Consider the following 25648-nt stretch of genomic DNA (forward strand, 5'->3'; position numbering starts at 1 on the left):
ATTATAAAATTTCTTTATTGAAATTGACAATTGTTATTGCCATTATAATTTAAAAAATCAAATATGTTAGTAGAACTAAACGACGATACCCTACAAAACGTAGTAAACAGCAACGAAAAAGTAGTAGTACAATTTTCAGCTTCTTGGTGTGGTAACTGCCGAATCATGAAGCCTAAATTCAAAAAACTGGCTACTGAAAATGAAACTATTACCTTCGTTATTGTAGATGCTGAAAATGCTCCAGAATCGAGAAAATTAGCTAATGTTTCAAACTTACCAACGTTTGCAACTTTTGTTGGCGGAAAGTTAGTGAATGAAACACAAACGAATAAGGCTGAAGTGTTAACAGATTTGGTTAGCGAAATCCTTTAAACAGATCGTTTGACAACTTAGACTTCTTAGAAGGTTAGACCTTTTGAATTTCAGACGAATAATATTCTAAATATCTAATTTTGAAAAAATCTAAGTATCTAAGAAGTCTAAAAATCTAAAAATCTAAAAAATGAAACTACCTGTTATTAAACATTTGACGCAATTCATCGAGGAAAATGATCAAGATTATATCGTCGAAACCATTGCCGTTTTAGAACATTTAACCGAATTAGAATCTTTGAAAGACGAAGAATTGGATGTCATAGGAGAATTAATTTCCAATATGTATGGCGCTTTAGAAGTTCAAAAACAAATAAAAGAAGGCAAAGACAAAAAAACGGCCCTCAATGACTTTATGAAACGAGTCCTCGGTTCTATTGATAAATAATACAAATCCCTCTTCATCGAGGGATTTTTTATGGTATGCATTTATCATTTTAATGATATTTTTGTTAAAAAAGTAAGAAAAACACTATTTATTTGTAAAAAAGATTAAATTGCAGTACAAACAATTTAACTAGCTTATGAATAAAATTACACTTTATACACTATTTTTTAGTGTGTTTTTTATTGCTATTACCTTTGCCCAAGAAGAAAAGTTTGAATACAAACCACGGCCCAAAGAATTTGAATTTGTTTACCATAAAGGAGATTCGATAATACCTCTGAAAACTCCTAAAGCGACTGATCCTGAATCCAGATTGGTTTTTCAAAGTAAAATACCCTACCCTATTATTTTTATCCACGGACTGATGTCTGATTCTGAAACTTGGAATACCTCTACTAATTTTTTTGACACACAATTTGGTTTTACTTTTGGAGGTCGCTTCGATTTTTGTCTCAATGCCGATAACAACCATACTTTAGCTAATAAAAATTTCTACCCTACCCCAAATGCCGATATTGCCGCTTTTGAACCTTCTATAGGAAATGGCGATTACTATTATGTCAATTTTAATGTAAAAGTGAATGGTGCTTTCGGAACAGATGTACTGAGCAATCAAGCTGCCGTTGCCAAACAAGGAGCAGCGCTAAAAAAAGCAGTGGAACGCGTTTTACAAATCACAGGTAAAGACAAAGTAATATTAGTCGGACATAGCATGGGTGGATTGTGCTCTAGAGAATACATTCAGAACCCTGCCAATTGGCAAGCCGATGGAAGTCATCATGTCGCTAAATTTCTAACTGCAGGCACACCAAACGGAGGCAGTAATTCGAGTGATAATCCCATCGGAATATTTACGCCGGTAGATGTGCGATCGGAAGCTATTCGCGACCTTAAAATGACCTATTATTATAGCGGGGAAGGAAGCCATTATCTGTTTGGCGGAAAAGAAGTCATCACCAGCACTAGTATGAATGATAATTCTTCAAGCCCAGATTTTTATAATGTAGACATCAATTGTAATGGAATTATTGAATCGACCACAAATATCACTGGACTAAATCAAAGACCTCTCGATAATTTAATCGACTTTTCTAATATAGCAGGAAGGATAACCGATTTTTGGGGAAGCAACATTACCACCGATGGAATTGTTCCGGAACCTTCGTCTAAATTGAATAATTATTATCCGAGCTTGACTTATCCTGCCAAAATGTTTTATTTCAATTCAGGATATGATTTAATAGAAAACCATACCGAACTTCCAGGCTATTATAATTTAATCATGCAAGGTTTAGATGAACCGAATTTTAAAGAACTAGCCTATCAAATTGCTATTAATACGCAATATACTGGCTTTGATACCGTTCAAGAAAGCACATCGGCAGATGATACAGATTTTTACAAGATCTCAATTACCGATAACATGAATGCAAACGTTGTGGTATCAGGTTTTGGATCAGGCTCTGTCGCTATCCTAAACAGTGCTGGAACAATTATTGGGACAGCTCAAAATAGTAGTGGCGGTAGTATTAATTTCACAAGAGCATTAGCGGCAGGAACATATTTTTTAAGGTTAACGACAACAGCTCCATCCGCTTCAAGTTATCTAACTCCTTATACTTTTATCGTAAATGCTACCTTGTCGAATCCAGAGAATCAATTGGAGGACATCCGTTTTTATCCTAACCCTGTAACTTCAACTTTAAACATTGAAAACATCGCTTTTGAAAAAGCAACGATATCGAATATCGTAGGTCAAAAAATAGCAGAACTAAAGTCTGATGGCATTCAAAACCATCAAACAATAGATATGACCAACTTTTCAAAGGGAATTTATTTAATCACATTGAAAAAAGAAAACCAAACCAAAACTATCAAAATCATTAAAGAATAATCAAAAAAATCCCGTTCCAATAAATCAGAACGGGATTTTTATATTTAAGGCTCAATTAGTCCTTTGTAATGATCCCAATATCTATAAATTAAAAACAGATTCGCAAAACAGATAAAAATGGCAATTGGTAAACTTTCTGGTGACAAAAAGAAATTGATCAAAAAGATGTTTAACGACACCGGTAAAATCACCAAATTCGCTAACGCCACAAATTTATTTGTAATAAAAGAAATCCCGCACAATAATTCAACTCCCTTTGCCAAAGGAATGATGTATTTGGAAGCAACAAGACCAACATTAAACGCTTTAAAATCTCCGGTCACTTCTGGCTCTGGAGCCAATTTCAAAAAGAACATCAAGGATGCAAATAGTAAAAGTGCACCCAACAAAACCCTAATAATTGTAGTTGCTAATTTCATAGACATTGATTTTTAGATTGATATATTAAAGTTACGAAAATAATTCCTACAAATTTTAAAACCTATCTAATTTCTTCTACGAACGATTGACAATACTTTTTAATTAATTCTCTCACCCTTTTAAATTCTAAATGGGTGGCTTCTTCATCCCCCACAAACTTGGCAGGATCAGGAAAATTGTAATGCAAACGTTTTGCCGAAGAGGGAAAAAACGGACACCTTTCTTTGGCATTATCACAAACCGTAAGAATATAATCAAACGGAATAGCAGCATATTCGTCTACATTATTGGAAGTGTGATGCGAAATATCAATTCCGTCTTCTTGCATAGTAGCAATCGCCTTCGGATTCACTCCATGGGTTTCAACTCCAGCCGAATAAACCTTTACTTTTCTTCCCTCAGTAAAATGCTCTAAATAACCGTGTGCTATTTGACTACGGCAACTGTTTCCTGTACAAAGGACTAAAATATTTATCATTATTATTTTCTTTTATAAGTGCAAAAAATAAAATTCTGAACGGTCTCAAAAGGTGTCACATGATCTTCTGTAAAACAATTTTGTAATTCGAAATCAGAAGCAAAAACCGCTTCCATTTTTTCAACCGAATATTGTGTAATAGGTAAACCACTACATTTCTGCGGACCTTCTTCTGAAAAGGCCCCCATAATAAGATGTGCCTCTGGATGGGTATTGGCAATCACATTTGATTTATATTGCTGAATATCTCCGGCTTCCGTAAAAAAATGAAAAGATGCCCGATCATGCCAAATGTCAAATTTTACATCCGATTGAAAACGCAAACTATCCGAAACTATAAAAGTTACTAATTTCGCTTTTTCGCCCAATCGCTGTTTAGCTCTTGTAATGGCTGCTTCTGAAATATCCAATAGATACAAATTGGTATAACCCAAATCAAGTAAACTATCAATCAAATAGCTATCGCCACCTCCGATATCGATAATTTTAGCATCTTTAGAAACTTTACACGCCTGAATTAAATCGATGGACGTTTTGGGCTGCTTTTGATACCAACTTACTTCTGTTTCTTGTTTGGTCGTAAATACCGTTTCCCAATGTTCTTTTTTAGCATTTTCCATATTAACAACAACCGGAATTTGGCGTACAACAAGAGGCTAATTCTTGAATGTTTTTCTTAATTTTTTCCGTCGGAATTCCACAATTATCCTGAGCCAAACAAGTTGTTTTGGTCGAAGTTAATCGGAAATGCTCACCCGTAAATTCCAATCCAAACTTCCCGATGGTGTTTTCGTCTTGATACTCCACTAGAATATCAAAATCGTCCACATTGGTGTTTTTCTCAATTCCTGCTATGATTTTCAACACTTTTTCTGAAGTGAGTCTGTGCCAAGTATCTTGAGAATACCACAACTGAAAGGTAAAATAATTCTCTTCTCTGAAAGTGTTCCCACAATCGGTGTATTTTTTATTGATAATTCCCATTTCAGTAATATGAAAATGGTTGGGCACAAATTCGCCAGTTGGCAATTGAATGGCAAACTCACTAACTAGCGCTAACTGTCTTTTAAATTCTGATAGTTTCATATGTTTTAATTTTATATTGTGATTTCATGATTATTGCGAGCCTGTGAAGCAATCTCATACTCTTTAAATTAATTTTATTTTAACAACATTTATTCTGCAGTTGTTTTCGCATTTGAAAGAAATAGTCTTCAAACTTTTGTAAAGCTTCCGGATTAATACAATAACAAATAGTTGTTCCATCAACATTCCCTTTTATAATTCCTGCATTTTTTAATTCCTTTAAATGCTGCGAAATGGTAGGCTGCGCCAAAGGCAATTCTTTTACAATATCCCCACAAATACAAGTATCTACTTTAAGCAAATATTCAATGATGGCTACTCGTGCTGGATTAGACAGCGCTTTAAAAAGGATGGCCAACTCATTTTGTTGCTCGGTAAAAAAATCTGATTTTGAAGCTCCCATTATTGTTATATTTATATATTGCAATATTACGATATAATAATATACTAGACGTAAAAACAATGTTAAATTTTCAACTTTTGAAAGTGACAAAATTTAATTACTTTTGAGCTTCATAAAAATCAAATCAAATGGCAACAATCACATTAGGCGGAAACGCAGTAAATACATCAGGAGAATTACCTAAAGTAGGCTCACAAGCTCCCAACTTCCAACTTATCAAAACCGACTTATCTTCTACTTCTTTAGAAGATTACAAAGGAACCAAGTTGGTTTTAAATATTTTCCCTAGTATCGATACCGGTACATGCGCGACTTCTGTTCGAAAATTTAACGAAACCGCAAGTACATTAGCCAACACTAAAGTATTGTGTATTTCACGTGATTTACCTTTTGCTCAAAAACGTTTTTGTGGCGCAGAAGGCTTAGAAAATGTAGAAAACTTATCTGATTTTAAAGACGGAAGTTTCGGTAAAAACTATGGTTTAGAAATGACCGATTCTGTTTTAGCAGGATTACACTCAAGAGTTGTCATTGTTTTAGACGAAAATGGTATTGTAAAATATACAGAACAAGTTCCTGAAATAGCCAACGAACCCAATTACGAATCTGCTTTAGCTGCTTTATAAATGAAATTTCAAAAAGACGAAACCCTTTTTACTGGACGATTAAAAAGTATTGGATTTGCAGTAAAAGGGGCTTTAAAACTAATCACTACCGAACACAGCGTAATGGTACAATCCTCTTTGGTTGTCATCATGACCTTTGCCGGATTTTATTTTAACATCTCCAGAGAAGAATGGATGTTTCAAGTATTGGCCTTCGGTTTGGTGCTTAGCATAGAAGGATTGAATACGGCTGTAGAAAAAATAGCCGATTTTGTTCATCCTGATTTTCACCACCGCATCGGTTTTATAAAAGATATCGCCGCAGGTGCCGTTTTATTCGCAGCACTTACCGCCATGATTATCGGAGCCATAATTTACATTCCAAGATTAGTTTAATTCATTAGAATCCCTATTTTTGTTTAAAAAGTATCAAGCAGTAATGGCCAAATCGAAAAAGAAAGAAACTAGTGCTTTAGAACCAGAGGAAACAAGTGTTTTAAACCGTTTTACGCCTAGTCGCCAACATAAAATTACCTTAGGAATATTATTGGTTTTGCTAGCTATAGCATTGGCCGTTTCCTTTGCCTCGTATTTTGTTAACGGAAAAGTAGATCAAAGTGAAATCAACGATTTTACCAATCGAAATTCGGAAGTACAAAACTGGTTAGGAAAATTTGGTGCCTTTCTATCCGATTTCTTTATTTACAAAGGTTTCGGAGTCGCTTCTTTCCTATTTGTGCGCTTGCTTTTCTTAACAGGAGCCTATCTAGTGTTAGACATGGCGGTTTCAAAACTGAAGAAAACTTGGTTTTGGGACATCTTTGCCATTATCATTCTTTCAATCTTATTCGGTTTTTTCAGTCAGTCACTTCCTGAACTCGGCGGGATTATCGGTTATGAAATGAATTTATTTTCCCAAGATTATATCGGAAAAACAGGGACTTTATTAGCCTTGATTTTCGGAGTAGTCATTTATCTTATTTTCAAGATCAAGGTATCTCCTGATAAGATTAAAAGTGCTTTTGAATCGACCAAAAAAGAAATTAACGACGATTTAAAAACACCTATAACCACTGCAACGGCTTACAATTTGGAAGAATTTGCCGTAAATGATGATACCGACATCGTTGAAGAAAATCCTGATTCTTTACTCACTACTCCAAATCGCAACGATTTTGAAGAAAACGAAGTAGAATTAGGAGAAATGACCTTAAAAACAACTCCTTCTCAGTTCGAAATCAATAAAGAAGCGTTAAAACCTACAATTGGAACAGCTTCCGAATTATCGTTAAACGTCACCAAACCCGTTGAAGAAGTGCCTCATGCTTCGGATGAATTGGTCATTGAAAAAGTAGAAGAAGAAGATATTATTGAAGAAAATCTTGCTGCCAAATTGGTATCGCATTTCGGAGAGTTTGACCCTACGTTAGAATTATCCAACTATAAATTCCCAACCATCGATTTATTAAAAGATTATGGTTCTGGCGGAATTACTATCAATCAAGCGGAATTAGAAGAAAATAAAAACCGAATTGTAGAAACCCTTCGCAACTATAAAATCGACATTGCTCAAATTAAAGCTACGGTTGGACCTTCGGTAACACTATACGAAATCGTTCCGGAAGCGGGTGTGCGTATTTCCAAAATTAAAAGTTTGGAAGACGATATTGCTTTATCACTTTCGGCATTAGGAATTCGTATCATTGCACCAATGCCAGGTAAAGGAACCATTGGTATTGAAGTTCCGAACAAGAACCCAACCATGGTGCCGATGAAAGGGGTTATTGCTTCCGCAAAATTCCAAGAAGCGGAAATGGAATTGCCGATTGCTTTAGGAAAAACAATTTCCAACGAAACATTCGTAGTCGATTTGGCCAAAATGCCACACTTATTGATGGCAGGTGCCACGGGACAAGGAAAATCGGTGGGATTAAATGCCGTTTTGACATCATTACTGTACAAAAAACACCCAGCCGAAGTCAAATTTGTATTGGTCGATCCTAAGAAAGTAGAGCTAACACTTTTCAACAAAATAGAAAGACATTATTTGGCGAAACTTCCCGATACGGAAGATGCCATTATAACCGATAATTCAAAAGTAATTACCACATTGAATTCCCTTTGTGTGGAAATGGACAATCGTTATTCTTTACTGAAAGATGCGATGGTGCGTAACATCAAAGAATACAACGAAAAATTCAAACAACGCAAACTAAATCCGGAAAACGGACACCGTTTTTTACCGTATATCGTTTTGGTAGTCGATGAGTTCGCCGATTTAATTATGACCGCTGGTAAAGAAGTGGAAACCCCTATTGCCCGTTTAGCGCAGCTGGCTCGTGCCATTGGAATTCACTTGATCATTGCCACGCAACGACCTTCGGTAAACGTTATTACAGGGATGATTAAAGCCAATTTCCCAGCACGTATTGCCTTCAGAGTAACTTCCAAAATAGATTCAAGAACCATTTTAGATTCAGGAGGTGCCGATCAGTTGATTGGACGTGGTGACATGCTATTTTCAAACGGAAATGATTTGGTTCGTGTACAATGTGCTTTTGTCGATACGCCAGAAGTAGAAAAAATCACCGATTTTATTGGCTCACAGAAGGCCTACCCTACTGCCTATTTACTTCCTGAGTTCATTGGAGAAGATAGTGGCATAAGTCTTGATATAGACATCTCCGAAAGAGATACTTTGTTTAGAGAAGCAGCCGAAGTAATTGTTACGGCACAACAAGGTTCTGCCTCCTTAATTCAACGTAAATTGAAATTGGGATACAACAGAGCTGGTAGATTAATTGATCAATTGGAAGCCGCAGGAATTGTGGGCCCTTTTGAAGGAAGTAAAGCACGTTCGGTAAATATTCCCGACTTAGTCTCTTTGGAACAATTTTTTATGAACGAAAAAAACAACAGTTAAAATGAAGAAGATTATAAGTTTAATGTTGGTTGTGTTGACCATGTCAACCCAAGCCCAAAATGCCGAAAAAGCGAAAGGCTTATTAGATAAAGTAACGGCCAAAGTAAAAAGCTATAAAAACATCCAAATTGATTTTAAATACGCGTTGCAAAACACGAAAGAAAACATCAATCAGACCAATAAAGGAAATGTTACCCTAAACGGAAATCAATACATTTTAAATTTCTTAGGTGTAACGAAAATGTGCGACGGCGCTAAAGTATATACCATTTCCAAAGAAGACGAGGAAATCTCAATTGCTAAAATTGGAGGGGAAGACGATGCCGACACTCCTGCCAAAATGCTAACCTTCTTCAACAAAGGATTTAAATATGCTTGGGATATTACGCAAAACGTAGCCGGAAAAAAGATTCAATACGTAAAGCTAACCCCGATTAGTTCTAAAGACGATAGAAAACAAATTCTGGTAGGAATCAATACCGCTACCAACATGATTCACAACACGATTACGGTGAATAAAAACGGAACAAGAGTGACTTTGACTGTTAATTCTTTGAAAACAAATGCGGCATTACCAAAAAATCACTTTACTTTTGTCAAATCAAAATACCCTAATTACTATATAAACAACCTGGATTAACCAGCAAATGAAAATCCTCGATAGATATTTATTAAAAACGTACTTGATTACATTTACCTCGGTATTTGTAATCTTGTTTTTTATATTCATATTACAAACCGTTTGGTTATTTATTTCGGAATTGGCCGGAAAAGACCTGGATATCTTTATGATTTTTAAGTTCTTAGCCTTTGCTTCACCAAAATTAGTGCCGATGGTACTTCCGTTAACCGTGCTACTCTCTTCTATTATGACTTTCGGTGATTTGGCCGAAAATTATGAGTTTGCAGCCATGAAATCGGCAGGTGTTTCCTTTCAACGAACACTAAAAATGCTAATCATCTTTATCTTCGGATTGAGTATTTGTACTTTTTTCTTTGCCAATAACGTAATTCCTTTTGCCGAATATAAATTCATCAACTTCCGTAAAAATTTAGCCCAAGTGAAGCCTGCTATGGCCATCGCCGAAGGGCAGTTTAGCGATATCGGAAATATCAACATTAAAGTAGATAAAAAATCGGGTGAAAATGGAGAACATTTAACCGGTGTCACCATTCATAAAAAATCAAATCTGGGTGAAGGAGCCAAAACGGTCATCAAATCCAAAAGAGGAGAATTAATCAGTTCGGAAGATTCTAATTTATTGCAATTGGTTTTAATCGATGGCTACTACTACGAAGACATTTCCCCGAAAGATTACAGAGCGCGTCAAAAGTTACCGTTTGCTAAAGTATTCTTTAAAAAGTACAACATCAATATCGATTTGTCTAAACTAAACATGAATGATGGTTTAGATGATGAAATCAAGAATACCAATACCATGTTAAAGATTAGCGACTTGCGTTATTCGTTAGACTCCTTATCCAAAACCTATAAAAAAGACGTCAAATACTTTTCTGATTATACCTACAACAGATACGGTTTGACAAGTGACTACAATGTAGATACTACAAAAATTAAGAAACCCAAAGCACCCGATTTAATAAGCATTTTATCCTTAGATAGTCAGCAAAGAGTATTAGAGGTAGCACTAAGTGACGCCACGAGTATCAAGCAAAACTTTGACATTAGTGAGGTCGGATTTCAAGCGCGACAAAAAGAGCTCAATAGTTTTGAGTATTCCATTTATGAAAAGTTCGTAATTGCTTACGGTTGTTTACTCATGTTTTTTATAGGCGCCCCTTTGGGAGCCATTATTAGAAAAGGAGGTTTGGGATTACCGATTGTTTTTGCCATGCTTATCTTTATTTTTTTCCATTTTGTGAATACCTTTGGTAAGAAATTCGCGCAAGAATCGGGAGTAACCCCACTTATAGGAGCCTTATTATCTTCCATTATACTAACGCCTTTAGCAATTTACTTGACGAAAAAAGCGATCAATGATAATGGAGATGTGAACTTTGACTTTATTACGGAACCATTCCGAAAAATACTAGAATTTATACAACGCAACAAAACACAACAAAATGTCAACTGACACCATTACTTTAAACACCATAGAAGAAGCCATTGAGGACATTCGTCAAGGCAAAGTCATCATCGTGGTGGATGATGAAGACCGAGAAAACGAAGGCGATTTCCTAGCGGCTGCCGAAAAGATAACACCAGAGATGGTCAATTTTATGGCTACTCACGGAAGAGGTTTAATTTGTACCCCACTGACCGAAAGTCGCTGTAAAGAATTGAGCTTACGTGCCATGGTTTCCAACAATACCGACCATATGGAAACGGCTTTTACCGTTTCAGTCGATTTGAAAGGTCACGGCGTAACAACCGGGATTTCTGCTTCCGATAGAGCCAAGACCATTCAAGCCTTAGTCAATCCTGATACCAAACCCTTCGATTTAGCACGTCCGGGACATATTTTCCCTTTAATAGCCAAACAAGGCGGTGTTTTACGCCGTACGGGTCATACCGAAGCTGCAATTGATTTTGCTCGTTTAGCAGGCTTTAAATCGGCTGGAGTGATTGTGGAAATCATGAACGAAGATGGCACCATGGCGCGCTTACCGCAATTGGCGGAAGTGGCTAAAAAGTTCGACTTGAAATTGGTTTCTATTGAAGCATTGGTTGCCTACCGTATGCAACACGACAGTTTGATTGTCAAAAAGGAGGATTTCGACATCGAAACCCGTTTTGGTACCTTCCGTATGCGTGCGTACGAGCAAACAACGAACAAACAAATCCATATTGCCTTAACCAAAGGAACTTGGAACTCGGGAGAACCGGTTTTAACCCGAATCAATTCTTCTCAAGTAAACAACGACCTTTTAGGCACCTTAACCAACAATGCCGACAAACAGTTGGACGATATGTTCAAAGTGATTAACGAACAAGGGCAAGGCGCGGTGATTTTCGTGAACCAAGACATGCAATCGGTGAGTTTGTTGAATCGTATATCCGAATTGAAAGAATTACAGCAACAAGGCGAAATGAAAGCCCCAAAAATTGTGATTGATAGCAAAGACTACGGTATTGGCGCGCAAATCTTACACGATTTAGACATTTCTAAGATCCGTTTGGTATCGAATACGGAAGTCGGAAAACGTGTGGGAATGATAGGTTACGGCCTAGAAATAGTAGAATACGTCAACTACTAATAAAAAATACGCTTTGTAAATTCAACGAAATGAAATAGTTAAAAAATATTTCTATTATTTCTTTTCAAAACATTTGCAGAAACGAAAAACAGTGCTATATTTGCACTCGCAATCAGAAATGATAGCATCACTCACTGGAGAAATGGCAGAGTGGTCGAATGCGGCAGTCTTGAAAACTGTTGACTGTAACAGGTCCGGGGGTTCGAATCCCTCTTTCTCCGCAAAAGAAACCCGAAACGAAAGTTTCGGGTTTTTTGTTTTCAGACTGGTGGCTTCGAGAGCCTCAGCCACCGAAGAACAAGCACCACCACAGAGACTGGTGACTGAGGTTCTCGAAGTCTAAGCCGCAGGGTTTCTTTTGCAGGTTCACCCCTTCTGGGATCAACGTAGTTAATCCCTCAAAAAAATACCTGAAGCCCACTGGGCTTCCTCCTCTTAATCTCAAATGCAAAAGAAACCCGAAACGAAAGTTTCGGGTTTTTTGTTTTCAGACTGGTGGCTTCGAGAACCTCAGCCACCGAAGAACAAGCACCACCACCACAGAGACTGGTGACTGAGGTTCTCGAAGTCTAAGCCGTAGGGTTTCTTTTGCAGGTTCACTCCCTCTGGGATCAACGAAGTTAATCCCTACACCCGTCATTGCAGGCTCCATTCATTCTGTCATTGCGAGGAGGTACGACGAAACAATCTCAACAAACTGACGATAAATAATCTTAGGATGAGATTGCTTCGTACCTCGCAATGACGGTAAGTGAAAGTTTTGCTTTGTTACGGTGGCTTCGAGAACCTCAGCCACCGGTTAGTTGTTGCCTGAGGTGTCACACTTAGCACGAGGACTGAGGCACTCGAAGTCCGAAGTCCGAAGCCAACGTCATTGCGAAGAGGAACGACGAAGCAATCTCACCAAACTGACGATAAATAATCTTAGGATAAGATTGCTTCGTACCTCGCAATGACGGTAGGTGAAAGTTTTCCTATGTTACGGTGGCTTCGAGAGCCTCAGCCACCGGTTAGTTGTTGCCTGAGCACTCACAGGGAGCACGGAGACTGAGGTCGGTGGCTGAGGCTCCCGAAGTCCGAAGTCTGAAGCCAACGTCATTGCGAGCGAAGCGAAGCAATCTCACCAAGCATACTTATGACTGGTGACTAAAGTGTCACACTGAGCACGGAGACTGAGGCTGGTCAGTGAGGTTCTCGAAGCCGAATTGCCCTCGATGATGGCTGAGGCCCTCGAAGCCGAAGTCCGAATTGCCCTCGATGATGGCTGAGGCTCTCGAAGCCAACGTCATTGCGAGGAGGAACGACGAAGCAATCTCATGAAGCAACCCAACACCTGCCACCGCAACGAACACTACGACAACCACGGGAAGAAAAAAGCTAAAACGTAACGCGTATTATATTTTTTATTTTTTAAATCCCTCATTCCAAAAAAACATATCTACTATTTTAAAAGTTGGATAATATATATCCATTTCTTTTAAATAATAACTTTGTAATTCTTTAATTTTCGATTCATTAGTTTGAATAAAATCAAATAAAAATTCTAATGACCTGTATTCAAATTTTGTTGCACTAATATTTTTTAATTTTACACCATCATTAAAATATCGATCAAAAGCAGGACTACATCCTAAAGTTCCCAATATTATTTTAGACAACAAAGTATCTGTGGGCGGTTTTTTTTCAAAAGTGTTTCTTTTAGTTTGATAATTAAACTGATTGTAATGATGAAACAAATCATTTTTAAGTTTAATTATTTTATCTATACTATCTTTTGAAACTTCAAAATCAACTTTACATCGTAAGTCTTTATGATACGTTTTGATGATTTCAATTGCACCAACATGGATTTTATAATCCTTTTGAAGTAAACCCGTTGAACCTCGATACATGCCCCAACTTGCCAAATAAAAGCCAAGATGCAATGCTAAATAATCATTGTCATTTGAAACATCTTCAAATGCTTGGTAACAATGTTTCCAAGATTCATATCGATTAAAAGTATCTTGTTTCAAGAAATTTTGAAACTCAATTATTTTTCTACTTTCAAACATAATAATTAACTACGCCCTCCATTCTTTAAACTGTCCTTCAGCTTGTTCCATGATTTCTTGAAGGATAGCATTCAATTCTAAAATACTTACTTTACCTCGTAACTCTTTTTTAACAGCTAGTCTAATTGCAGCTTTAGCATCTTCTTTATTAGTCCAGTCAATTTGAAGGTTGTTTTTTACAGCTTTCACTACATTATGAACTATATCTTGTATAGGACCAGCTTCATTAATAATATCTTTTTTAGCAGATAAAATATCATAAAATGCAAGCTCTTCATCTGTTAATCCTAATTCCGATTTACGTTTGTCTTCGTCTTGTATTTCTTTGGCACGTTCTACTAATTCAGCTATTGTGGTGTATGAATCAATTGCATTGGAATGGTAACGGTCAATTACTTTTTCTAATTCTTCTTTTAACGATGTGTATTTCTTAATATTCTGAGGCAAACGCATTCTAATTTCGTCTTTCAAAATATTCTTTAAAAGTTCAATCTTAATCGCAATGCTGTCTTTATCTTTTTTAACGCCTAACAAGAATTGCTCATCTAAAATAGAAATATCGGCTTTTTCAATACCTGCCATGGCAAATACATCAATAATATCATCCGATTCAATACTTCTACTAATCAATTCCTTGATTTCGTTTTGTGTGGCTCTACCATTTCCTTTTGGTGTTTTTGCATTTCTTACTGCTTTAGAAACATGCTGTATAAACAAAATATCAATAGCAAAGTCTTGTATTTCGGGTTGCGATTTAACAATCGATAATAAACCAGTCAATTTCTTTTCTTCTAACATGAATTGATTAGCTATTTCATCATATTTTATCACACTACTTAAAGCTTTTTTAACCAATAACATTTTATCACTTTCACGTAATGCTTTCCATTGACTGTAATCTATTTCTTCAGACAACATAGCTTTACAGGTTTCAATTTGTCCAAAAAACATATTTAAAGCTTGTACCATATCTATGGTTGGTTGTCCTTTTCCGCCACCACCCGTATATTTATCGGTTGCTTTTCGCAATTGGTCGCCAATACCTATGTAATCTACAATAACTCCCGAAGGTTTATCTTTAAATACACGATTGGTTCTAGTAATAGCTTGCATCAAATTATGTCCTTTCATAATCTTATCTACATACATGGTATGCACACAAGGCGCATCAAATCCTGTTAACCACATATCACGTACAATTACAATTTGCAATGGGTCTTTCGGATTTCTAAAACGCTTCTTTAAACCTTCAGTTGCCTCTTGTGTTCTAATGTGAGGATTCCATTCTATTGGATCTTTAGAAATATTTCCTGTCATCACTACTGCAATTTCAGGACAGCCTTCTAACTGTGATAAAGCATCATACATCTTAACACTATTTCTTCGGCTCATACACACAATCATTGCTTTTCCTGGTAGGGTTTCGGTGCGATTGGTATAATGCTTTAAAATATCTTTGGCAATCTTTTCAACTCGTTCTTGAGAACCAGCGGCATCTTCCAAAGCTGCCCATTTTAAATTAGAACTATCTTCTTGTTCCATTGTTAATAAATCAACCTCAGAATCCAAATTTTCATTCGCTAAATGCAATTTTGCTAAACGCGGTTCATAATAAATTGGAACCGTTGCTTTATCATCTACCGCTTGTTTGATGTCGTACACGTGAATGGTTTCTCCAAATACTTCTTGCGTATCGGCATCTTTACTATCTACTGGCGTTCCAGTAAAACCTATAAACGAAGCATTAGGTAAGGCTTTTCGTAAATTAGAGGCAAAACCATCTAACAAACCATATTGCGTTCGGTGGGCTTCATCAGCCATTACAATGATGTTTTCTCTTTCCGATAAAATAGGATGTTCAATTTCTCCTAAAGTATTCTCGTTGCCAGATTTCAAACGGAATTTTTCAATTGTGGTAAAAATAACGCCTCCACTTCCTGCAGATAATAATCGTCTTAAATCATCGGTAGAATCGGCATGTTGTACATCGCCAACTAAGTCTTTGGCTAACACAAAATTTTCATACAATTGAAAATCCAAATCACTTCTATCTACTTGAACTACGATGGTTGGATTTTTCAATTCGGGTAAGCTTCGTAAAATACCTGCGTAAATTGCCATCGAAATACTTTTCCCGCTTCCTTGCGTATGCCAAATGACCCCAATGCGCCCATCGCCATAAGGACGAATGGCTTTTTTAGCAGCTTCTACTGCAAAGTTTACCCCAAAGAATTGATGGTATTTTGCCCCTTTTTTAATCAACGTGCCGTTATGGTCTTCAAAGAAGACAAAGTTTTTAATGTAATTCAGTAAACGATCTTTTGGAAACAAACCGAATAACAACGTATGCATCTGAAAATCGTCTTCTACTATGGTAGTGCCGTTAATACTTTTCCAAGCCGCATACCATTCGTTAGCAGCGTTGAACATACCGTGTTGGGCTTCGTTACCGTCGCTTACTATGGTAGCTACGTTGTATTCAAATAAGAGTGGAATATCTTTGGTGTAGTGTTGGATTTGATTGAATGCTTCTTGCAAATTGGTATTTTCATCAAACCAGTTTTTCAATTCAAAAACAATTAAAGGCAAACCATTGACATATACAATCACATCGGGACGGCGTTTGTTTTTGCCTTTAATACTCAATTGATTCACTACCCAAAACGTATTGTTTTCAGGATTTTGAAAATCTATTGGATAGACGTGAACAGCTTTTTCGTTTCCGTTTGCGTCTTGGTATTCGTAATCTAAGCCTTTGGTAAGTTTCAAATGAAAATCGCGGTTGCGGTACAGCAAATCAGCGCCTTTATTGTTCACAAACTCCGCCACAATCAGTGGATACAACTCCGCAGGCAAATGTGGATGCTGTTGTTGAATAAATGCTAACAACGTAGCTTTATCCACCACTTCGTTTTCTGGAAACGTAAACGTAGTGCCGTGTATGTGGCTATACCCTAAATCGGTTAACCAATCGATGGTAGCTTGTTCTATTTTGGCTTCTGTTGTCATAGTCATTGCGAGTGCAACGCAGTGAAGCGTGGCAATCTTATTGTTTTGTATTAATTTCGTCATTGCGAGTGCTACGCAGTGAAGCAAAGCAATCTCATATTACTCTCTAAACTCCTTCAACCGAACGGCACCACTAATTAACTTAGGCAATAAAGTATCGCGCAATTGGGTTAAGGTTTGGTTTTCGGTTAGATTTTCTAAAATTTGATTAAAAATTGGCTCAATTATTTTTTGAAATTCTTGTTTATGATTTTTATTTGGTATAGCTAAAAAAGTTTCTTTTAAATGACTAATTTTTATATGTCCCATTGTTGTTGCTCTATCAGCGGCAATAGATTTGAAATGAGCAATAATATTTTTCAATAAAAAATAAAGAATTTCAATTGATAAACTACCATTAGGTAATACATTAAAAATATGTTGATTTAATAATGCTTCTCCTTTATCCCAAAGAAAAATATCAAGTGTCGCTGACCATGAAAATAATACTGAACCATTATTTATTACTTGTTCAGGTTTAACTTCTTTATTAGACTTACCAGTGTTTTTTGTTATTCCACCATTTAATTCTGAAATCTTTATTACATATTTTCCTTCATCTACAAGCTCACTTGGTTTAAAAGCAGCTCCATTGATATAATTCGCAATATCATAAACACTCTTCACCTCCCACCCCTTAGGAATTCTCCCAAACTCGCTTTCTACAAATTCACCGTCTTGAAACGGACCAAAATCTACAAACCAGTGTTTGTATAACGCCATTGCCATTTCTTCTAAGGTTTTGTTGATGGCTAGGTTGTTTTCGATTTTGTCGTCGATGGCGGAAAGGATTGAGGCAATGGATTTTTGTTCTTGGATTGGTGGAAGTTCTAATTCAATATTTTGAAAAGCTTCTTTAGCTACACGCTGTCTACCTGAAGTTCCAATCATATTTGATTCTGCAAATTGTCTTACAAAAGGTTCTCTTGATAAATAATAAACAAAATCTGAATCTGAAATGTTCTCTTTCCCTCTAAAAACTAAAAATTCAGTTGAACCAAAACCAACATTATTTTCTAAATCTCTAACTTGACAAATCTTCCCATTCTCTAAGCATGGAGTAATCCTTGCAAATAATGTATCATTATTTTGAAACTTAGCTCCACCTTTCAGTGTTTTAAAATCTGAAGGTCTAACCGTTTTCAAATTCGCATCTAAATCTTTCATTTCAACAAAAGAATAAGATTGATTAGCCTTTAATTTTACTAAAGGATTTATATCAATGAAATCTGAGAGTTTATATGTTTTCCAGTTGTTTGGCATTTATTTAAAATTATTTAAATCTTTATATTTTTAAGTTTGACTATTCCATATAACCTTTGAACTCTTTTATTGCGTAAATTTCATCTAGATTTTTACATTCAATAATTCTTAAGTATAGGTTTTCATAATAAATAAATACATCATCCATGTGTTCTAAAAATGAATTTTCATTCAACTCATTTGTTATTTGCTCAATAGAAAACAACAAATAATGTTTTAGATGACTTGCTAATAATTTTAAATCTCCACTAACTTTACCCTCATGAATTAATTCATTTCTTACTTTATAAATCCTTGTTAAATGTAATTCAAGTCTTTTCTTATGTAATTTAATATTATCTTTTATACCATGATTTGTATTAAAATCATTTATATATTTTTTTATTCTTTTTTCTAATAAAGGATCCTCATCCTCAAAAGACAGATTTGTTATTAACTCCTTTTTTAAGTCTTTAACTGTTATTGTATCTTCTATATTTCTGTATTTTTTTAATTCAGCAAGCATTAAAAGATAATTTGTTCTTCTTTGTATGTAGTAACAACAACTTAAATGAACAAAAAAATTCTTCATTCTGTTAATAGAATCATCACTACTATCGACGGATGCAAATAATTGTTCAAAACCTATCCAATAATTTAAAATTTTATGTTCAATCTCCAATGAGTCATTCCCTAATTTATAGAAACGAATTGCGGATCTTATTTTTTCTTTAGCAACACTCGATTGAATATTTTTATAATTTTCAATAAATCTATTAAACTCCTCTTCATTATATTCATAGTGTCCATCTAATGGATTCTCAAGAGATTCCATTCTAAAAGATTTTGAATTAACATGATAAATTAGAGCTTGATTCTCTAGAATTATTCTATTCTCAGTTTTGTGTAATATATTAATTTCAATTGATTCACTAATAATCTCATATGCGAATTTTAAAGCTGACCAAAAATCATATGCTGACACTTCTATCTCTGCATATAATTCATTTTCGTCAATTTCTTTAAAACGAGCATTAATTCTATGATCTTCAGAAAACTCTTCTGGAAGTTTATCAATCTTTTCAATTAGTTGTGAAGCAAATTTAAAATTATCAATTGATTCTGATTTAAGTTTAAAAATTGTTTTGTATTGCTCAACATCAATAGAAAAATTATGACATAATTTTTCAAATGCTTTATCAATATCAGTTCCTTTTAGAATTAATTCATGACATTTTCTAAACCTGTTATTGATGAATTTTCTAGAATATCCTCTGTAATGAAGTTGAGTTATTAACCAAGAAGCATACTTATCAATTTTATATGAATTATTAATTAAGTTTTCTTCCAAAAGTTCACTAATTCTAGTAAATAATCGTTTTGTAAATCTGTTATTTTCTGCTAATATAGATTTACACATCAATGAAATTGTCTTGTTATATTCTATTTTACATTTTATACATTTTTCATTTAGTATCTCATTAATATGTTTTTTTGAAAAAGTATTAAAAACTAAAATCTCATCAATATAGTCAACATCAATTAATAATTTTGCTTCCTCAGCTATTGATGTAACTGTTGGATCATAATGTTTGATACGTTTTTTATTAAATTTTTCTATGCTTATATCTAGCTCTCTAAAGATTGTATAAGGATTATGTAGACTTACTCTATAAGTATCAAATGCTTTTTTGTGAAGTAATTCAAAACAGCGATTGAAAAAATATTTTGTTAAAATGTTCATCTATTATAAATATATTATGTAGTTTTGTGGAATAAATATGTATTTTCTTATTTGAAATAAAAATAAAAGACGGGAGATAGCGTCTGGGAACAATATCCGTTAGGAGTTATCAGTCCAATTCTCCCTGAAGAAATAAGCTCGGTTATACCGAGCTTTTTTATTTTTCTATTTTCTCTATAATTTCTCAAAATTCTCCAAAATCTTTTGTTGCAATTCATTCCCCTTAGCAAACTGCTCTTGTAAAGTAGCTTGTAAATTGGCCATTTTATCTTCAAACAAAATACCATCATCTGCTACTTCTTCGGTGCCTACATAAATACCAGGAGTTAGTTTGTAGTCTTGTTTTTGTACTTCTTCTAAAGTGGCAGCGTAGCAGTAGCCGTCTATGTTTTCGTATGTTCTCGACTCCGCTCGATCTGACAATTCGCTTGGATTATTACGCCAAGCATGGTAAGTTTGGGCTACTTTGTCAATATCGGCATCGGTAAACACACGTAGTTTTCGGCTTTCCATAGTTCCCATTTTGCTGGTGTCTATAAAGAGGATTTCGTTTTTACGTTCGCGGTGTTGGCCGTCATTGCCGTCTCGGTTTTTACTTAATATAAAAATACAAGCAGGTATGCCTGTCGTTAAAAACAATTTATCGGGTAAACGTACAATACAATCAATCATACTGTTGTTTACCATAAACTCACGTACGTTTTTCTCGCCTTTGTTATTGGAAGTCATCGCTCCATTTGCCATAACCACACTCGCGGTTCCTTTGTTACTCAAATGGCTCCAAAAGGTTTGCATCCACATAAAGTTGGCATTACCATCGGTGGTAAACTCTTCTTTGGGTCCAAACAAGCGTGGGTCGTTTTCAGGTAAGTCTTCTGGGTGCCATTGGCTCACGTTAAAAGGCGGGTTAACAATAATGTAATCAGCTTTTAAATCTGGGAACTGGTCGTTCAATAAAGAGTCGCCCAAGCGTACATCAAAGGATAAATCGCGTAACGCCAAGTTCATTTTACACAAACGTAGCGTGCCATCATAGCGCTCTTGTCCGTAAATAGCAATGTTACGTTTGTCGCCCCCATGGCTTTCTAAAAACTTCAAGGATTGTACAAACATACCGCCACTACCACAAGCGGCATCAAAGATTTTACCTTCATACGGCTCAATCATTTCAACCATCAAACGCACAATACTGCCCGGCGTAAAAAACTGCCCTGCACCAGAACCTTCTGCCAAAGCAAACTTGCCAATGTAGTATTCATACACACGCCCTAGTACATCACTTTCAGGATTTTCCTTTTGCGATAGCTTAGGATTAGAAAGTAAATTAATTAGTCCACCCACTTGGCGAGCTGTTAATTGACTTTTTACAAAAATACGAGGTAAAATCCCTTTTAAATCGGGTCTAAATTTTGCTAAAGTAGCATCTAACACATCAAAAGCATCATCTACAATGACTTTGATGTTGTCTTGCTCAGCATTAGCTTTTAAGTATTCCCAAGTGGCTTCCTTAGGAATGATATAGACATTTTTAGATAAATATTCATCCGCATCTTCCAACACATAGTTGATTTCCGCTTCATCAGTCGTAAAATAATTGGAGTTTTTATTGTGTACTAAAGCCGTTAATTCTTCTTTACGCATTTCATATCGCTCGGACATGTGCTTTAAGAATATCATCGGCAACACATAGTCTTTGTATTGATTTTCAGCTACTGCGCCACGTAATTCGTTAGCGGCTTTCCACAGTTCTTGTTCAAAATTAATATCGGCTTTTACAGTAGTTTTACTCATGGAAATTTAATAAGGTAATTTTCCCAAACTTAACCATAAAAAACCACTCTCACAATCACTAAAATTAGTGAGACACAAAAAAAATGCCCCTCCAAAAGAGGGGCAAATAACAAGCTGGTGTAAAGAATTACAAAATCTCAAGGATCGTCAATACATTAAACTCTTCGTTTTTAAGCGAATACTGCATCCCATTAATTTCTTGGTAAAACGACAACATCGCTACATAAAAGGTTTGCCCAGTACCTGTCGGTAGCGAAGCAGGTGCCACACTCACTTGGCTGGTAACCAAATTCAAAGGTAAATTCACCACAGGACTGTAGGTAATTTCCGTGGCCTCGGTTTCAAAATCAAGCACCATCACCGCATTTTGGATGCTCACATGTGTTGCCCCTGCTGGAAAAGCCAAATGCTCTGCCGGTTTAAAATCAGGAATACTCAAAGTACCGGTTGTAGTATCCAAATCATATGGAGCAAACAACACACTTTTAAAAGGAGCTCTCGAATTAAAATCAAAGCCATTCAAATGCTGTTTCCCTTCCGCACTGGCAATCCCTTCCGAGACCCTACGCATACCCCTAGCCGAGGTCAAGTCGGCATTTTTAACCCTACTCATCACCTGTACCAAACGACTCGATAGTTTGCCATCTTTCGCTTTAAAAACCATACTGCCCAAAGCTTTTCGCAATAACTTACCACTCGAACCACAATGACCAAACTCGGTATTGTTTTCACGTGTACGCACAAAATTAGGATCATTAGAAATACGCTCTTTAGAAACACCCCCTTTTCGACGAACATAATTGGATCCATCTTTTTTATAAAAAGTCAAATCTTCAATAGTTCCTTCAATTTTTACAAGTCCGTTAACTCTTGCCATAATGTATTTATTTTTTGATTAATAATACTGGCATGAAATCAAAGGCCAAGCCAAAAAACCAAACACCTACCGTTTACAACCAACTTTGCCGAAGAAGACCATTTTTACCGTTTTTGCCTCCAAAAAAATAGAAAATAAGCAATTGTAAGAAAAAAGGCACAGTAATTGCATAACACAAAATAGCCTCCCAAGGCAGTAGCTATTCCCAGTAGTGAAGTCGACACTAAGCCGAGCTTACTCCATAGTAAAGCCGTATCAAAGCCGAGTAAAGCCGAACAAACCAAAAGGCAAAATCGACAACAGAGTAAAAAAGAGAATAATGTTAAAAACCAAAAGCCATGAAACGCATTTGCATTTACACCAAAGACATCCAAATCATCACTGGGAGAAGTGAACGATACTGCCGCAACCTCATTGCCGAAATCAAAAAAACAAACAACAAAGAAAAACACCAACCCGTCACCGTCCAAGAATTCTGCCACTACATGGGCCTCGAACCCACCAGCATCCAGCACACGATACGGTAGCTTCGAGAGCCTCAGCTACCGGCTTGTTTTGACTGGCTGTTGCCTGAGGCTCTCGAAGGCAACGAAGACTGAGGTATCACACTGAGCACGGAGACTGAGGTCGGTGGCTGAGGCTCTCGAAGCCACATTTTACCGTTGTCTGAGGTGTCACACTGAGCCTGTCGAAGTGCTCTCGAAGGCAACGTTGCCTGAGGTGTCACACTGAGCACGGAGACTGAGGTCGGTGGCTGAGGTGTCACACTGAGCCTGTCGAAGTGCTCCCGAAGCCGAAGTCCGAAACCCGGTGGCTGAGGCTGTGGACTGAGGTGTTACACTGAGCCTGTCGAAGTGCTCTCGAAGTCCAAAGTCCGAAGCCACCACAAAAAAACAAATTATGAAAGGATACATGTACATACTAGAATGTGCCGATGGGAGCTACTACACAGGCAGCACCATAGACTTAGAGCGTCGAATCACGCAACATCAAAATGGTGAGGGAGCCAATCACACTAAGAAACGCTTACCTGTCAAACTACTTTACTATGAAGAATACCAACGAATTGAAGAAGCATTTTATCGAGAAAAACAAGTACAAGGTTGGAGCAGGAAAAAGAAAGTGACATTAATTGATGGCGAACCCAATTTATTACCTGAATTAGCAATTGCTCATAGGGATTTAAAGTAATAATAGTAACTCCGGCAACAGCAAACCCGGTGGCTGAGGCTCTCGAAGCCACCGAACTTCAGGCAACAGCAACCCGGTGACTGAGGCTCTCGAAGTCACTCCGCCAAAGCCCTCTTATACACCTCCAAACACTTCTCCCTTGCCTCCTTATGGTCGACGATGGGTTGGGGATAATACATCGTTTCCAGTTCGGGAATCCATTTTTTGATGTATTGCAATTTGGGGTCAAATTTCTTGACTTGTTCGGTGGGGTTGAAGATTCGAAAGTACGGTGCCGCATCTACCCCACTACCTGCGGCCCATTGCCAGTTGCCCACATTGCTAGATTGCTCGTAATCGAGTAGTTTGTTGGCAAAATAGGCTTCTCCCCAACGCCAATCAATAAGCAAATGCTTGCATAAAAAACTCGCCACGATCATACGCACGCGGTTGTGCATGTGTCCTGTCGCGTTGAGTTCCCGCATTCCCGCATCGACAAACGGATAACCGGTTTTGCCTTTACACCATTGCTGAAACTTGGCTTCATCGTTTTCCCAAACGATGTTGTCATATTTCTCTCGAAAGGATTTGTGAATGGTATGTGGAAAATGCCATAGAATTTGCATAAAAAACTCGCGCCAAATCAGTTCGTTTAAAAAGGTTTCGTTGGAATACTGTCGGACATCCATCACCAGTTTTCGGATGGAAACCGAACCAAATCGTAAGTGCGGCGCCAACAACGAAGTACCCGATATCGCAGGAATGTTTCGCGTTTCGGCGTAATGGGTAACAAGCTTTTCAGAAGTGGTATAGTTCGGAACCGAAATGGTAGACACTTCAAAACCAATATCCGACAAGGATAAAAAAGGATAGGGATGTTTGGTTATGTTATCCAAAGACGCTTCCGAAGGATAGGATGGAAGGACTATGCCTTTTAGTTTTTCTTTCCATTTTTTGGAATACGGTGTAAATACGACATAAGGAGTTCCATCATCTTTTATCACCTCACTCTTTTCGAAAATTACTTGGTCTTTACAGGTTTTGAAATCGATGCCCTTCTCTTTAAAAAAGGAATTGAGTTCTTTGTCGCGTTTACGGGCGTAGGGTTCGTAATCGTGGTTGGTAAAAACAGTAGTAATCGTATTTTCTGAAAGTAACTTTTGAAAGACTTCCTGCGGAGTGCCATAAAATACCGCTAACGATTTCCCAATAGCAGCCAGTTGCGTGTTGATTTTCGTCAATAACTGATGTATAAAAGTAACTCGAGCATCGTCTTTTTGCAGTTGGGACAAAATGGTCGTATCGAAAATAAAAATGGGTAGGACTTCTCCTTCCGACTGTAAAGCATGGTAAAGCGCTACGTTATCTTCCAAACGCAAATCCCTGCGAAACCAAAATACCGATAGTGTTTTATTTGTCATAAGTCCCAAAAAGTGTGAGTAGTTTTTGTGTTCGGAAGTTGAAAATTTCTTCCAGTTTTGGTCGTACTAGTATCGGATGAAACAATCGCCCCAGAAATCCGAAAGGAACTTTATAATGCACAATGTCTTCCATAAGCACCCCGCCTTCTATTGGCGTAAAGAAATGCTTATGATGCCAAAAAGCATAAGGTCCGAAACGTTGCTCGTCTACAAAAAACTTTTTATCCTCCACATGCGAAATCTCAGTCACCCACTCCATCGTCACCATCGGAAAAGGAGAAATTTTATAATGAATGATTTGTCCTTGAAACATTTTACGTTCATCTCCCGAAAGCGTTTTAAAGCGCATCGAATCGGGTGTAATCGTATTTAAGTTCTTCGGATCACTAAAAAAGTCCCAAGCGTCTTCTAATGAAATCGGTAGTTTTTGAGTCGAATGTAAGGTATACAGCATAACATTAATTTTGTTTAACAAAAATACAATTATAATAAACAAAAATATTTTTAATTTAA

The 25648-nt window shown here is 36.6% G+C and carries 23 protein-coding genes and 1 tRNA gene; 12 read left to right on the forward strand and 12 right to left on the reverse strand.

Translation table 11 applies throughout. The annotated features are described in order from the left end of the window. Positions 1-63 precede the first annotated feature (63 nt). From EQG63_RS07790 to EQG63_RS12245, 4 genes are all read left to right on the forward strand, one after another. Entirely contained in the window at positions 64-372 is a 309-nt protein-coding gene (locus EQG63_RS07790) for a thioredoxin family protein (RefSeq protein WP_129435791.1), read from the forward strand. A 130-nt stretch (positions 373-502) separates the two neighbouring features. Next, positions 503-760, forward strand: coding sequence for a DUF6952 family protein (locus EQG63_RS07795; RefSeq protein ID WP_129435792.1), 258 nt, complete (start codon positions 503-505; stop codon positions 758-760). A gap of 136 nt (positions 761-896) precedes the next feature. Then, the gene (locus tag EQG63_RS07800; protein WP_129435793.1) at positions 897-2654 is read left to right on the forward strand and encodes an alpha/beta fold hydrolase; all 1758 of its coding nucleotides are present in this window, start codon (positions 897-899) and stop codon (positions 2652-2654) included. A gap of 117 nt (positions 2655-2771) precedes the next feature. Next, a complete protein-coding gene (locus EQG63_RS12245) occupies positions 2772-3089 on the forward strand; it encodes a hypothetical protein (RefSeq protein WP_164974481.1) in 318 nt (105 codons plus the stop codon). A 46-nt stretch (positions 3090-3135) separates the two neighbouring features. Here EQG63_RS12245 and EQG63_RS07810 read toward each other — a convergent pair whose 3' ends face one another. The 4 genes from EQG63_RS07810 to EQG63_RS07825 form a co-directional block, all read right to left on the reverse strand. Further along, a complete protein-coding gene (locus EQG63_RS07810) occupies positions 3136-3552 on the reverse strand; it encodes an arsenate reductase ArsC (protein WP_129435795.1) in 417 nt (138 codons plus the stop codon). A 2-nt stretch (positions 3553-3554) separates the two neighbouring features. After that, positions 3555-4172 (reverse strand): class I SAM-dependent methyltransferase, encoded by a 618-nt coding sequence (locus tag EQG63_RS07815; protein WP_129435796.1) that lies wholly within the window; start codon positions 4170-4172, stop codon positions 3555-3557. A gap of 1 nt (position 4173) precedes the next feature. Next, positions 4174-4638 (reverse strand): DUF6428 family protein, encoded by a 465-nt coding sequence (locus tag EQG63_RS07820; protein ID WP_129435797.1) that lies wholly within the window; start codon positions 4636-4638, stop codon positions 4174-4176. 79 nt (positions 4639-4717) lie between these two features. Then, positions 4718-5041: an ArsR/SmtB family transcription factor gene (locus EQG63_RS07825; protein ID WP_129435798.1), complete on the reverse strand. Its 324-nt coding sequence runs from the start codon at positions 5039-5041 to the stop codon at positions 4718-4720. Positions 5042-5169: 128 nt separating this feature from the next. On the opposite strand from EQG63_RS07825, the gene tpx reads away from it, so the two are divergent. From tpx to EQG63_RS07860, 7 genes are all read left to right on the forward strand, one after another. After that, positions 5170-5667, forward strand: a complete 498-nt coding sequence (gene tpx / locus EQG63_RS07830) for a thiol peroxidase (protein WP_129435799.1) — start codon at positions 5170-5172, stop codon at positions 5665-5667. Further along, a complete protein-coding gene (locus EQG63_RS07835) occupies positions 5668-6042 on the forward strand; it encodes a diacylglycerol kinase family protein (protein WP_129435800.1) in 375 nt (124 codons plus the stop codon). A gap of 43 nt (positions 6043-6085) precedes the next feature. Beyond that, a complete protein-coding gene (locus EQG63_RS07840; RefSeq protein WP_129435801.1) occupies positions 6086-8569 on the forward strand; it encodes a DNA translocase FtsK in 2484 nt (827 codons plus the stop codon). A 1-nt stretch (position 8570) separates the two neighbouring features. After that, positions 8571-9209 carry a LolA family protein gene (locus EQG63_RS07845; RefSeq protein ID WP_129435802.1) on the forward strand — a complete coding sequence of 213 codons (639 nt, stop codon included), beginning with the start codon at positions 8571-8573 and terminating at the stop codon, positions 9207-9209. A 7-nt stretch (positions 9210-9216) separates the two neighbouring features. After that, complete coding sequence (locus EQG63_RS07850) at positions 9217-10665, forward strand: LptF/LptG family permease (RefSeq protein ID WP_129435803.1); 1449 nt, start codon at positions 9217-9219, stop codon at positions 10663-10665. After that, positions 10655-11788 carry a 3,4-dihydroxy-2-butanone-4-phosphate synthase gene (ribB, locus tag EQG63_RS07855; RefSeq protein ID WP_129435804.1) on the forward strand — a complete coding sequence of 378 codons (1134 nt, stop codon included), beginning with the start codon at positions 10655-10657 and terminating at the stop codon, positions 11786-11788. The genes EQG63_RS07850 and ribB overlap by 11 nt, the downstream gene beginning before the upstream one ends. Positions 11789-11924: 136 nt before the next feature. Beyond that, a tRNA-Ser gene (locus EQG63_RS07860) sits at positions 11925-12009 on the forward strand. A gap of 1182 nt (positions 12010-13191) precedes the next feature. Here EQG63_RS07860 and EQG63_RS07865 read toward each other — a convergent pair. The 6 genes from EQG63_RS07865 to EQG63_RS07890 form a co-directional block, all read right to left on the reverse strand. Then, positions 13192-13803, reverse strand: a complete 612-nt coding sequence (locus tag EQG63_RS07865) for a hypothetical protein (RefSeq protein WP_129435805.1) — start codon at positions 13801-13803, stop codon at positions 13192-13194. Between the two features lie 48 nt (positions 13804-13851). After that, positions 13852-16851, reverse strand: a complete 3000-nt coding sequence (locus EQG63_RS07870) for a type I restriction endonuclease subunit R (protein ID WP_129435806.1) — start codon at positions 16849-16851, stop codon at positions 13852-13854. A 99-nt stretch (positions 16852-16950) separates the two neighbouring features. Further along, positions 16951-18153, reverse strand: a complete 1203-nt coding sequence (locus tag EQG63_RS07875) for a restriction endonuclease subunit S (RefSeq protein ID WP_129435807.1) — start codon at positions 18151-18153, stop codon at positions 16951-16953. A 40-nt stretch (positions 18154-18193) separates the two neighbouring features. Then, a complete protein-coding gene (locus tag EQG63_RS07880; protein WP_129435808.1) occupies positions 18194-19876 on the reverse strand; it encodes a hypothetical protein in 1683 nt (560 codons plus the stop codon). A gap of 174 nt (positions 19877-20050) precedes the next feature. Continuing rightward, positions 20051-21667 (reverse strand): type I restriction-modification system subunit M, encoded by a 1617-nt coding sequence (locus EQG63_RS07885; RefSeq protein WP_129435809.1) that lies wholly within the window; start codon positions 21665-21667, stop codon positions 20051-20053. Positions 21668-21794: 127 nt separating this feature from the next. Further along, positions 21795-22544 (reverse strand): hypothetical protein, encoded by a 750-nt coding sequence (locus EQG63_RS07890; RefSeq protein WP_129435810.1) that lies wholly within the window; start codon positions 22542-22544, stop codon positions 21795-21797. A gap of 900 nt (positions 22545-23444) precedes the next feature. On the opposite strand from EQG63_RS07890, the gene EQG63_RS07900 reads away from it, so the two are divergent. Continuing rightward, a complete protein-coding gene (locus EQG63_RS07900; RefSeq protein WP_129435812.1) occupies positions 23445-23735 on the forward strand; it encodes a GIY-YIG nuclease family protein in 291 nt (96 codons plus the stop codon). A gap of 95 nt (positions 23736-23830) precedes the next feature. Here the strand turns inward: EQG63_RS07900 and EQG63_RS07905 are convergent, their stop codons facing one another. After that, a complete protein-coding gene (locus EQG63_RS07905) occupies positions 23831-25135 on the reverse strand; it encodes a cryptochrome/photolyase family protein (protein ID WP_129435813.1) in 1305 nt (434 codons plus the stop codon). After that, positions 25125-25589, reverse strand: a complete 465-nt coding sequence (locus tag EQG63_RS07910; protein ID WP_129435814.1) for an SRPBCC family protein — start codon at positions 25587-25589, stop codon at positions 25125-25127. The genes EQG63_RS07905 and EQG63_RS07910 overlap by 11 nt, the downstream gene beginning before the upstream one ends. Between the last annotated feature and the right edge of the window lie 59 nt (positions 25590-25648).

Origin of the sequence: Flavobacterium amnicola (assembly GCF_004122165.1) — a bacterium.
Taxonomy (GTDB): domain Bacteria; phylum Bacteroidota; class Bacteroidia; order Flavobacteriales; family Flavobacteriaceae; genus Flavobacterium; species Flavobacterium amnicola.